Annotated in this window: 9 protein-coding genes; 1 reads left to right on the forward strand and 8 read right to left on the reverse strand. The window is 66.2% G+C overall.

What is annotated here, in order from left to right:
- Window positions 1-145: 145 nt before the first annotated feature.
- The 6 genes from gshB to CA2_RS09425 form a co-directional block, all read right to left on the reverse strand.
- Window positions 146-1099: a glutathione synthase gene (gene gshB, locus CA2_RS09400; RefSeq protein ID WP_042415997.1), complete on the reverse strand. Its 954-nt coding sequence runs from the start codon at window positions 1097-1099 to the stop codon at window positions 146-148.
- A 42-nt stretch (window positions 1100-1141) separates the two neighbouring features.
- A complete protein-coding gene (locus CA2_RS09405; RefSeq protein ID WP_281176768.1) occupies window positions 1142-2338 on the reverse strand; it encodes a benzoate/H(+) symporter BenE family transporter in 1197 nt (398 codons plus the stop codon).
- Window positions 2339-2558: 220 nt separating this feature from the next.
- Complete coding sequence (gene gshA / locus CA2_RS09410; protein WP_042415823.1) at window positions 2559-3854, reverse strand: glutamate--cysteine ligase; 1296 nt, start codon at window positions 3852-3854, stop codon at window positions 2559-2561.
- A 95-nt stretch (window positions 3855-3949) separates the two neighbouring features.
- Complete coding sequence (locus CA2_RS09415) at window positions 3950-5416, reverse strand: TrkH family potassium uptake protein (protein WP_042415826.1); 1467 nt, start codon at window positions 5414-5416, stop codon at window positions 3950-3952.
- Window positions 5417-5432: 16 nt separating this feature from the next.
- On the reverse strand, window positions 5433-6890 hold the full coding sequence (gene trkA / locus CA2_RS09420; protein WP_042415828.1) for a Trk system potassium transporter TrkA: 1458 nt from the start codon (window positions 6888-6890) through the stop codon (window positions 5433-5435).
- A 69-nt stretch (window positions 6891-6959) separates the two neighbouring features.
- Window positions 6960-8240: a glutamate-5-semialdehyde dehydrogenase gene (locus tag CA2_RS09425; protein ID WP_042415831.1), complete on the reverse strand. Its 1281-nt coding sequence runs from the start codon at window positions 8238-8240 to the stop codon at window positions 6960-6962.
- A 98-nt stretch (window positions 8241-8338) separates the two neighbouring features.
- Between CA2_RS09425 and CA2_RS09430 the strand changes: the two genes are divergently transcribed.
- Complete coding sequence (locus CA2_RS09430) at window positions 8339-8626, forward strand: hypothetical protein (RefSeq protein WP_042415834.1); 288 nt, start codon at window positions 8339-8341, stop codon at window positions 8624-8626.
- Between the two features lie 144 nt (window positions 8627-8770).
- Here CA2_RS09430 and mnmA read toward each other — a convergent pair whose 3' ends face one another.
- Window positions 8771-9892 carry a tRNA 2-thiouridine(34) synthase MnmA gene (mnmA, locus tag CA2_RS09435; protein ID WP_042415838.1) on the reverse strand — a complete coding sequence of 374 codons (1122 nt, stop codon included), beginning with the start codon at window positions 9890-9892 and terminating at the stop codon, window positions 8771-8773.
- Window positions 9893-9939: 47 nt separating this feature from the next.
- On the reverse strand, window positions 9940-11175 hold the full coding sequence (locus CA2_RS09440) for a mechanosensitive ion channel family protein (protein WP_042415842.1): 1236 nt from the start codon (window positions 11173-11175) through the stop codon (window positions 9940-9942).
- Between the last annotated feature and the right edge of the window lie 109 nt (window positions 11176-11284).

The raw sequence follows: 11284 nt of genomic DNA on the forward strand, positions 1-11284 counted from the left end.
GTACTTTCAGGAAGAATTTTTTCTTCTTGCTCGCTGTCAGTTGTCGTGAGCAGCGAAGACCGCAATTCTATACCTATTTTTGGCACCCCCAGGGAAATCCCTTGGATTTCCTGCACCCGCTTGCAGCGGGTGCCTGATACCGCACTCAGGCAGCGGCCTGGACCGCCTGCTCCAGCGCATCCACGAACAGCGCCGGCACGTCGCAGCCGGTCTGCTGCTGGATCTCTTGGAAGCAAGTGGGGCTGGTGACGTTGATCTCGGTGACCTTGTCGCCGATCACATCCAGGCCCACCAGCAGCAGGCCGCGTGCAACCAGGATGGGACCCAGCTTGTCGGCGATGGCACGGTCGCTGTCGCTGAGCGGCTGGGCCACACCCTTGCCACCCGCAGCCAGGTTGCCGCGCACTTCATTGCCCTGCGGAATGCGGGCCAGGCAGTACGGCACGGGCTTGCCGCCAATGATGAGGATGCGCTTGTCGCCCTGGGCGATGGCAGGCAGGAACTTCTGCACCATCACGCTGGTAGCGCCCTGCTGGTTCAGGGTTTCGATGATGGAGCCCAGGTTCATGCCATCAGCGCCGACGCGGAAGATGCCCATGCCCCCCATGCCGTCCAGCGGCTTGAGGATGATGTCCTGGTGCTGGGCATGGAAGGCGCGGATGTCCTGGGGGTTGCGGGTGATGAGGGTGGGGCCCAGCACCTCGGGGAATTCCATCACCGCCATCTTCTCGGGGTGGTCACGCAGCGCCGCCGGCTTGTTGAAGACCTTGGCGCCTTCGCGCTCGGCCTGGCTGAGCATGTGCGTGGCATAGAAGAATTCGCTGTCGAACGGCGGGTCCTTGCGCATCAGCACGGCATCAAAGTCGGCCAGCGCCTGCTGTGCCACACCCACTTCTTCGTACCAGTCGTGCAGATCGCCGGTCAGGCGCAGGGCCCGCACCTGGGCCACCACCTTACCCCCCACCTGCCAGCTGATGTCCCGGGGCTCGGTCGCGAACACCGTATGCCCACGGCGCTGGGCCTCGCGCATCATGGCGAAGGTGCTGTCCTTCTTGGTGTTGAAAGATTCCAGGGGATCGGCGACAAACAGAAATTGCATGGTGGGCTGGGGCAGCGCCCCGATCAAGAAAGAAGAAAAGGTTCAACGCGCTTTTGTACGCCAAGGTTGGTACTGTTGCACGAACAGGGTCAAGCCACCGGCGACCACGCCCCAGAAGGCCGAACCGATGCCGGCAATCACCACGCCGCTGAGCGTGACCAGAAAGGTGATGAGCGCCGCTTCACGGCTGCTGTCCTGCTGCAGCGCAGCCACCAGCCCCCCGCCAATGCTGCCCAGCAGCGCCAGCCCGGCAATCGCCATGACCAGCTCCTTGGGGAAGGCCGCCAGCAGCCCGGCCACCACGGCCCCGAAGATGCCCAGCAGCACATAGAACAGACCGCACCAGACCGCTGCGGTGTAGCGCTTGGCCGGGTCGGCGTGGGCTTCGGTGCCCATGCAGATGGCCGCCGTGATGGCCGCCAGGTTGATGCCGAAGGCCCCGAACGGCGCCAGCAGCAAGGTGACGACACCGGTGGTGCCCACCAGCCGGGACACCGGCAGCGCATAGCCGGCGGTGCGGATGACCGCCACCCCCGGCAGGTTCTGCGACGCCATGGTGACCACAAACAGCGGCAGCGCCACGCTGATGCAGGCCTGCCAGGTGAAGCTGGGCGTGGTGAACACCGGCAGGGCCAGGCGCCACTCCACCTGCGACCACTGCATCTGCCCCTGCCAGGCCGCACAGGCGATGCCGGCCATCAGGGTCAGCATGACGGCATAGCGGGGCCACAGCCGCCGCGACAGCACATAGGTCAGCAGCATGCTGAGCACCAGGGGCAGGGCCGTCTGCGCCGACTCGAACACCTGCAGGCCAAAGCGGGCCAGCACCCCGGCCAGCAGCGCCGCCGCAATCGCCGCGGGGATGCGGTCCATCACCCGCTCGAACCAGCCGCTGAAGCCACACAGCGCAATCAGTGCCGCGCTGACGATGAAGGCGCCCACGGCCTCGGCCATGCTGAAGCCGCCTGCCACCCCGGCGGCCGCCAGCACCGCGGCCCCGGGCGTGGACCAGGCCACCATCACCGGCTTGCGCAGCAGCAGCGAAGGCACGGCGCAGCACAGGCCGATGCCCCAGCCCAGGGCCCACATCCACGAGCTGATCTCTGCCGGCGTGGCCCCGAAGGCCTGGGCCGCCTGGAACACCAGGGCCACCGAGCTGGTCACCCCCACCAACACCGCCACAAAACCGGCACTCAGCGCCGACAGGCTGAAGTCTCTGAAAAATTGCATGGCGCACATTGTGCGCACAGCCACCGCGCAGCGCCACCCGGCTCTGGCACGCCGGGGACGACGGCATAAAAAAAGCGCAGACCCGGAGCTGCGCTTTGAAAACAGAAGCTGGTTGCGCTGGTTTTACAAGGATTTCTAATAGATTTATATCTGAATTCCTTGCACAACCAGCGCTGGCAGCTATTCTTTTTACACCACGGCCGTGTCGTGTCGTGTCCTGACCCAGACCTCAGTCGTAAACCTCGGCGTCGGGGTTGGTGGCTTCCAGCTCATAGCTGGCGGCCAGCATGGCCAGGCGCGCGATGACGCCGTACATGTAGAAGCGGTTAGGCGCGCTGGCACCGGGGTGCATGCCGGGCTGGGGCATGTGGGTGCTGTGCGCGAACGCCAGCGGCACGTAGCTGGAGCCGGGGGCGTTCAGGTTCTCGTCGATGCCGCGCTCGGGGTGCATGCGGTAGAAGCCGCCAACCACATAGCGGTCCAGGGTGTAGACCACGGGCTCGGCCACGGCGTCGTTCATGCGCTCCGAGGTCTGCACGCCTTCCTGGATGATGAAGTCCTGCACGGACAGCCCATCCTTGATGATGCCCATCTTGTTGCGCGCCTTCTTGGTCAGGTCGTCCAGCTCCTTGGCGTCGCGCACCGTCATCACGCCCATGCCATAGGTGCCGTTGTCGGCCTTGACGATGGCGAAGGGCTTCTCCTTGATGCCGTATTCCTTGTACTTGCGGCGCACCTTGGTCAGCAGCGCATCCACCTGGGTGGCCAGGTTGTCCAGTCCCGTGCCTTCGTTGAAGTCCAGCTGCTCCACCTTGGCGAACAGGGGGTTGATCAGCCAGTGGTCAATCCCCAGCAGCTTGCCGAAGCGCTTGGCCACCTCTTCGTAGCTCTGGAAATGGCGGCTCTTGCGGCGCACGCTCCAGCCCGCGTGCAAAGGAGGCAGCAGGTACTGCTCATACAGCTCTTCCAGGATGCCTGGCGCTCCGGCCGACAGGTCGTTGTTCAGCAGGATGGTGCAGGGGTCGAAGTACTTCAGGCCGATGCGGCGCTTGGTGCGGATCACCGGCTCCAGCAGCACGCTCTCGCCGTTGGGCAGCTTCAGCTCGGTGGGCTTCTTGATGTCCGGACTGATGGAGCCCAGGCGCGCATTCAGCCCCGCCATCTTGAAGATGCGCTGCAGCTGCGCCAGGTTCATCAGGTAGGAGGGGTTGCGGTTGTGGTTCTCCGGAATGATCAGGAGGTTGCGCGCCTCGGGGCAGATCTTCTCGATCGCGGCCATGGTGGCCTGCACCGCCAGGGGCAACATCTGGTCGGTCAGATTGTTCCAGTTGCCGGGAAACAGGTTGGTGTCCACAGGGGCCAGCTTGAAACCGGAATTGCGGATGTCCACCGAGCTGTAGAAGGGCGGCGTGTGCTCCATCCACTCCAGGCGGAACCAGCGCTCGATGGCTGGCATGGAGTCGATGATGCGCTGCTCAAGCTCGTTGATCGGCCCGGTCAAAGCGGTGATGAGATGTGGAACCATGTATGTCCTCGAACGACGGTGGTTATGTAATTGTAGGTAATCGCTGCAAACTTAAGTGTTTACCCTTATGCCCTGAATCATACGCAGGTGCTCACTCACCGGCGCCAGAATGCAGGGGTCAGCAGTGCGAGAAAGCTCAAAATCTCCAAGCGCCCCAACAACATACCGAGCGTGCAGACCCAGATCTGAAAGTCCGTCAGCCCCGCGTACGAAGAGGCCGGTCCGATGCTGCCCAGCCCCGGTCCCAGGCAGTGCACGCTGGCCACCACGGCCGAAAACGCCGTGATGGGATCCAGGTCCGTCAGCATCATCACCATGCTCAGCAGCACAATCGTGCCGCCATACACCAGCATAAACGCCAGAACGGCAAAAATCATGCGGTTATCCACGACACGCCCACCGAGCACCACCGGTTGTACGGCGCGCGGGTGCACCAGCCGTGTCAGCTCACGCCGCGCCTGGCTGAACAGAATCAGCATGCGCATCATCTTGATGCCCCCGCCGGTCGAGCCCGCGCTGGTGGCCATGCCCGACAGGAACAGCATGAAGAACGGGGCGAACACCGGCCAGCTCAGGTAGTCGACCGTGGCAAAGCCCGTGGTGGTGGCCACAGAGACGGTGTTGAACATGCCGTAGCGGAAGGCCTCCAGCGGGCCGTACACGCCCTTGATCCACAGCAGCAGCGACACCAGCACACTGCTGCCCAGCAGCACGCCGACCGTGGCGCGCATCTCGGGGTCGCGCCAGAAGCCCTGCCAGTTGCCCTTGCGCATGGCCACGAAATACAGCGCGAAATTGCAGCTGGCCGCCACCATGAAGACGAAGGCGATGGCCTCCAGCAGCGGTGACTGGAAGTGGCCGAAGCTGGCGTCGTGGGACGACAGCCCGCCCAGGCTCACCGTGGTGAACATGTGCATCAGCGCATCCAGCGGCTCCATCCCCCCCAGCCAGAAGGCCAGCATGCAGGACACGGAAAACACCGCGTACACCCCCCACAGGCCCTTGGCCGTGCCGGTGATGCGCGGCGTCAGCTTGGTGTCCTTGACCGGGCCGGCCGCCTCGGCACGAAACATCTGGCTGCCGCCCACGCCCAGCAGCGGCATGATGGCCACGGCCAGGATCAGGATCCCCATGCCGCCCACCCACTGCAGGAAGGTGCGCCAGAGGTTGAGCGACACCGGCAGTTCGTCCAGGTTGGACAGCACGGACGAGCCCGCCGTGGTCAGCCCGGACACGGCCTCGAAATAGGCATAGGTGAAAGGCAGCTCGCGCCCCAGCAGGTGGTAGACCGCCATCATCGGCAGGGCCGCCGACAGCGGCAGGCAGACCCACACCAGGGTCACCAGGATCACGCCGTGGCGCGGCTGCAGCTCGCGCTTGTGGTGGCGCATGCAGAACCACAGCAGCAGCCCGGCCAGCGCCGTGGCCGCCACGGCGGCCGGCCAGGCAGGCCAGACCCCGTCCTGCATCCACCAGGAGGCCGCCAGCGGCACCGTCATGCCGAGGGCGAAGAACACCAGCAGCACGCCCAACACGCGCAGTACGGGAAACAGGTCTTGCATGCAGCGCTCCTGCGCGTTAGAAGAACGTGGCGCTGACGCGGAACAGCCGCTCCACCTCCTGCACCAAACGCTTGTTGGGCAGGAAGAAGACCACGTGGTCGTTGCTCTCGATCACGGTGTGGCTGTGCGGGATGATGACCTCGGGCTCCACCCCTTCGGCCTGGGCCTGGATGTCCTCGGTGTCCGGCAGGCCGCGGATGATCAGGCCGATGTGCACCTCGGGCGGCAGCTTCAGCGCCTCCACCGGGCGCCCCACCACCTTGGAGCTCTTGCGGTCGCCGCGCGCCACGATCTCCAGCGCCTCGGCCACGCCGCGGCGCAAGCTGTGCACGGCCTGCACGTCGCCCTTGCGCACATGGGCCAGGAACTCGCCCAGCATGGCCTGCGCGGGCGACAGCGCGATGTCGATCTGCGTGCCGTGCATCAGGTCGGCATAGCTGCGCCGGTTGATCAGCGCCAGCACGCGGCTGGCGCCCATGCGCTTGGCCAGCAGGCTGGCCATGATGTTGTTCTCGTCGTCCTCGGTGAGCGCCAGGAACAAGTCCGTCTCCTCCACGCTCTCGTCGGCGAACAGGTCCTCGTCCGTGGGGTTGCCCTGCAGCACCAGCACCTCGCTGGGCAGGGCCGCCGCCAGCACCTCACAGCGGCGCGGATCGCTTTCGATGATCTTGACGATGAAGCGCCCCGGCTCGCTCGCCAGGGCCTGGGCCAGGTGCAGGCTGACCGGATCGCCGCCTGCTATCAAAATACGACGCACTGCCCGCGCCGGCTGGCCGCTGGGGCGGTGAAAGACATTCAGCATCTGCTGCAGATGCTCGCTGGCGGCCAGCACGAAGACTTCGTCGCCCGGCTCGATGCGGGTGCTGCCGTCACAGCGCACGAAGCGGTCGGGCTCGTCGGCAAAGCGCCGGTAGATGGCCACGATGCGCATCGCCAGCTCCGGGTGGTGCATGCGCACGTCGCCGATGCGCATGCCCACGCCGGGCGCCCCCAGCCGCGCGCGCACCGAGGACAGGCAGGCGCGCCCGCCGGCGAACTCGCGCACCTGCAGGGCATCGGGGTACTCGATGAGCTTCAGGATGTAGCGCATCACCGAGGTTTCGGGACAGATGATGGTGTCCACCGCAAAGCCCTCGGGGCCCAGCAGCGGCTGCGACACATCGAAGCCCGCCGCCCGCACACGCGCCACGCGGGTGCGCACGCCGAACACCATGTGGGCGATCTTGCAGCAGACCAGGTTGGTTTCGTCCTGGGCCGCGCAGGCGATCAGCAGGTCGGTGTCGGCGGCGCCGGCCTCGGCCAGCACCTGCACGTCGATGCCGTTGCCCACGACCCCGCGCAGGTCGAACCGGTCCTGCAGCTCCTGCAGGCGCTGGGCATCGGTGTCGATGACGGTGATGTCATTGCGCTCGGAGACCAGGCTCTCCGCCACGCTGTAGCCGACCCGGCCCGCCCCCAAGATGATGATCTTCATGCCCTGTCCTTGTGATGCAGGCACCTGCCCAGGCCGCGCGGCCAACCGCCGCCGTCCGGCCTGCGGTCTTCAGCTGCGCACGTCGCCTTCGCCCAGCACGATGTATTTGAGCGAGGTCAGCCCCTCGATGCCCACCGGACCGCGCGCATGGAACTTGTCGGTGCTGATGCCAATTTCCGCGCCCAGGCCGTACTCGAAGCCGTCGGCAAAGCGGGTGCTGGCATTGACCATGACGCTGGCCGAGTCGACCTCGCGCAAAAAGCGCTGGGCGTGCACGTGGTCGCGCGTCAGGATGGCCTCGGTGTGGCCGCTGGAGTAGCGATTGATGTGGGCGATGGCGGCATCCAGGCCGTCCACCACCTTCACGCTGATGATGGGGGCCAGGTATTCCTCGCTCCAGTCGGCCTCGGTGGCCTCGGCCAGCTGGGCGCCGGCGACCTGGCGCAGGATGGCCAGGGCTTCGGGGCAGCCGCGCATCTCCACGCCCTTGGCGGCAAAGATGGCGCCGATCTTGGGCAGGAACTCGTGCGCCACGCCACGCGCCACCAGCAGGCTTTCGGTGGCGTTGCAGGGGCTGTACTTCTGGGTCTTGGCGTTGTCCGTGACCTTGACGGCCAGCTCGATGTCGCAGGGGTCGTCCACATAGGTGTGGCAGTTGCCGTCCAGGTGCTTGATCACCGGCACCTTGGCGTCGCGGCTGATGCGCTCGATCAGGCCCTTGCCGCCGCGCGGAATGATGACGTCCACATAGGCGGGCATGGCGATCAGCTGGCCCACGGCCTCGCGGTCCGTGGTCTGCACCAACTGCACGCCATGCTCGGGCAGTCCGGCTTCGGCCATGGCCTGGGCCACCAGGCGGGCCAGGGCCTTGTTGGAGTCGATGGCCTCGGAGCCGCCGCGCAGGATGCAGGCGTTGCCGCTCTTGATCGACAGGCTGGCGGCCTCGATGGTCACGTTCGGGCGGCTTTCGTAAATCATGCCGAACACGCCAATGGGCACGCGCATCTGGCCGACGCGGATGCCGCTGGGCTGCTGCTTCATGCCCGAGATCTCGCCGATCACATCCGGCATGTGGGCCAGCTGCTCGCAACCCTGGGCGCAGGTCTCCAGCACCTTGGGCGTCAGGCGCAGGCGGTCGACCATCGGGTCGGACAGTCCATTCGCCACGGCCCGCTCCAGGTCCCGGGCGTTGTCCACCTGCAGCGCCGCGACGTTGTCGCGCAGCAGGCGTGCCAAGGCCAGCAAGGCCTTGCTTTTGGTAGCAGCATTCGCCCGTGCCATCTGGGCTGCAGCCACTTTTGCTTGCAAACCCATGGTCTGCATGGTTTCGGCAATGTTCAGCGCGTTCATGCCCAGATTCTCGCCGAGAAGCGAGGTCTGTGCGGTGACAGGGCTGTCTGCCGCGCCCTACACTGCATACCAACACCCCGCCACCGAGGAGAACGGCCATGACCGCCCACACCGACGCCCTGCTGCAGCTGCAGGCCCTGGACGACGCCCTGCTGCGCCTGGAGGACGGCAGCCTCAGCGCCGCACAGCTCAACGACCAGGCGCGCGCCGCCCACGCCCTGCTGGCGGCCCTGCCCGAGCGCTACGGCCCGGTGCTGCTGCAACTGCTGGACCGACTGGAGTCCAGCGCCCTGTTCACCGAGGAAAGCTGCTCCTTCAGCCAGAGCGACCTGCACACCCACCTGCACGGCTGGATGGCCAAGGCCCGCGCCCAACTGGTCGACTGATTCCATAGCAACCCGCGCAGTCTGGATGGGCGCTAGCGCGTGATTTGACCCAGATTTTGCGCACAAAAAAAGGCACGCAAGCGTGCCTGGTGTTGGCCTGGGCTGGGGGCGTGACCGGCTCCGCGGCCCGCCGTGGCGCCGGCCTCAGTCCTGGGGATCGACGGCGGCGATCATGCCGCCACCGAGGCAGACCTCACCGTCGTACAGCACGGCCGACTGGCCGGGCGTGACCGCCCATTGCGCCTCGGGAAAGTCCAGGCGGAACTGTGTGGCGCTGGGGCAGGCCCCCAGGAGGGCCGGCGAATCGGGCTGGCGGTAGCGGGTCTTGGAGCCATAGGTGCTGGGCACGGGCGCATGGCCCGCCACCCAGCTGGCGTTGTCCGCGTCCAGACGGTGCGACAGCAGCAGCGGGTGGTCATGGCCTTGCACCACGCGCAGGATGTTCTTCTCCACCTCCTTGGCGGCCACGAACCAGGGGGCATGGTCGCCCGCACCGCGCGCCGCGCCCTTGTCCTTGACGCCGCCGATGCCCAGGCCCGAGCGCTGGCCCAGGGTGTAGAAGCTCAGGCCCACGTGCTTGCCCAGCTTGCGGTTGCGGTCGTCCAGGATGGGACCGGGTTCCTTGCTGATGTAGCGGTTCAGGAAATCGCGGAATGGCCGCTCGCCGATGAAGCAGATGCCGGTGGAGTCCTTCTTCTTGGCGTTGGGCAGGCCGATTTCCTCGGCGATGCGGCGCACTTCGGTCTTGTGCAGCTCGCCCACGGGGAACAGCGTCTTGGACAGCTGGGCCTGGTTCAGGCGGTGCAGGAAGTAGCTCTGGTCCTTGGACGGATCCAGGCCCTTGAGCAGCTCGAACAGGCCGGTCGTGGCGTTCTGGCGCACGCGGGCGTAGTGGCCGGTGGCGATCTTTTCCGCCCCCAGGCGCATGGCGTGGTCCAGGAAGGCCTTGAACTTGATCTCAGCGTTGCACAGCACATCGGGGTTGGGCGTGCGCCCGGACTCGTACTCGCGCAGGAACTCGGCGAAGACGCGGTCCTTGTACTCAGCGGCGAAGTTGACGTGCTCGATCTCGATGCCGATCACATCGGCCACGCTGGCCGCGTCCAGGAAGTCCTGGCGGCTGGAGCAGAACTCGCTGTCGTCGTCATCTTCCCAGTTCTTCATGAAGATGCCGACCACGTCATGGCCCTGCTGCTTGAGCAAATAGGCGGTCACCGCCGAATCCACGCCGCCGGACAGGCCGACGACCACTCTGTGCTTAGTCATAGCGAAATTATCCCCGGAGGTGGGCGGCGGTGCTGGCGCGCGCGGGCTTAGGCATGCTCGCCGTGGGCCAGGGCCTGGGCGATCTGGCGGCTGCCCTGGTCGGACGAGCGCTGGTACAGGGCCAGTCCAAACTGCGGCAGCACGCCGATCAGGTGATCGATGACATCGCCCTGGATGCCTTCGTACTCCACCCACACGGTGGTGGCGGTGTAGCAAAACAGCTGCAGTGGCACGCCGGTGGCCGTGGGCTCCAGCGTGCGCACCAGCATGAACATGCCGGGCGCCTTGGAGATGCCGGGGTGGGCCTGCAGGTAGGCATAGGCATAGGCCTTGAAGGCGGCCAGGTTGGTCACCATGTCCGGCGCCACGGCGGCCTGCGGGGGCAGCACGCCGCCCTGGCCGTCCTGCGCCAGCAGGCCCTCGCGCTCGCTCCAGAAACCATCCAGCAGGCGGATGCGCGCCAGGTTCTGGCGCTCGGCCGGGGTCAGCAGGTGCACGGTGGCGGCATCCACCAGCAGCGAGCGCATGATGCGGCGCCCGCCGGACTGGAACATGCCGCGCCAGTTCTTGAAGCTCTCGGTCATCAGCCGCCAGGTGGGGATGGTGGTGATGGTCTTGTCCCAGTTCTGCACCTTGACGGTGTTCAGCGCGATGTCCACCACGAAGCCGTCGGCGCCGGCCTGGGGCATCTCGATCCAGTCGCCCACGCGCATCATGTCGTTGGAGGCGATCTGCACCCCGGCCACGAAGGACAGGATGGTGTCCTTGAACACCAGCATCAGCACCGCCGACATGGCGCCCAGGCCCGACAGCAGCAGCAGCGGCGAGCGGTCCATGATGGCCGCCGCGATCAGCAGCGCACCCACGATGTAGGCCACCAGCTTGGCCAACTGCACATAGCTCTTGATGGAGTGGGTCTGCGTGGCCTTGGGGCCGTCGTGGCGGTCGTGGGCATCGTTGATCTCGCCCAGCAGCGTGGCCACCACGCGCACCACGTGGTACACGGTCAGCGCCGTCGCCAGGTTGCCAATCGCCTTGGTCGCGTTGGGCGGCAGGTGCTGCACCCAGTGGATGCCCAACTGCACCACGACGGAGGGCACGATCTTGGCCAGGCGCACCAGCACATGGTCGTGCAGCAGGATGGGCGCCCAGCCCATGGCCGGCATCGCCCGGCGCCACAGGCGCACGAAATGCAGCAGCACGCCCTGCACCACGAAACGCGACACCAGGGCCAGCAGGGCCAGCAACACCAGGCCGGTACAGGCCTGGGCCCACGGCTCCATCCCGGCATACAAAGCAACAGCAGTCAAATCCACGGCACACACCCGCGTTTGGCACCAGTCCAAACGAATGTCAGAAAAAGTCAGTCAGAGAAGGGGATCTGCAGGCAAA

The sequence above is a fragment of the Comamonas aquatica NBRC 14918 genome (genome assembly GCF_000739875.1).
Lineage (GTDB): Bacteria > Pseudomonadota > Gammaproteobacteria > Burkholderiales > Burkholderiaceae_C > Comamonas > Comamonas aquatica.

Coding starts and splice junctions, on each gene's coding strand:
- gshB (WP_042415997.1), bottom strand. CDS start 1,099: ATGCAATTTCTGTTTGTCGCCGATCCCCTGGAATCTTTCAACACCAAG.
- CA2_RS09405 (WP_281176768.1), bottom strand. CDS start 2,338: ATGTGCGCCATGCAATTTTTCAGAGACTTCAGCCTGTCGGCGCTGAGT.
- gshA (WP_042415823.1), bottom strand. CDS start 3,854: ATGGTTCCACATCTCATCACCGCTTTGACCGGGCCGATCAACGAGCTT.
- CA2_RS09415 (WP_042415826.1), bottom strand. CDS start 5,416: ATGCAAGACCTGTTTCCCGTACTGCGCGTGTTGGGCGTGCTGCTGGTG.
- trkA (WP_042415828.1), bottom strand. CDS start 6,890: ATGAAGATCATCATCTTGGGGGCGGGCCGGGTCGGCTACAGCGTGGCG.
- CA2_RS09425 (WP_042415831.1), bottom strand. CDS start 8,240: ATGAACGCGCTGAACATTGCCGAAACCATGCAGACCATGGGTTTGCAA.
- CA2_RS09430 (WP_042415834.1), top strand. CDS start 8,339: ATGACCGCCCACACCGACGCCCTGCTGCAGCTGCAGGCCCTGGACGAC.
- mnmA (WP_042415838.1), bottom strand. CDS start 9,892: ATGACTAAGCACAGAGTGGTCGTCGGCCTGTCCGGCGGCGTGGATTCG.
- CA2_RS09440 (WP_042415842.1), bottom strand. CDS start 11,175: ATGGAGCCGTGGGCCCAGGCCTGTACCGGCCTGGTGTTGCTGGCCCTG.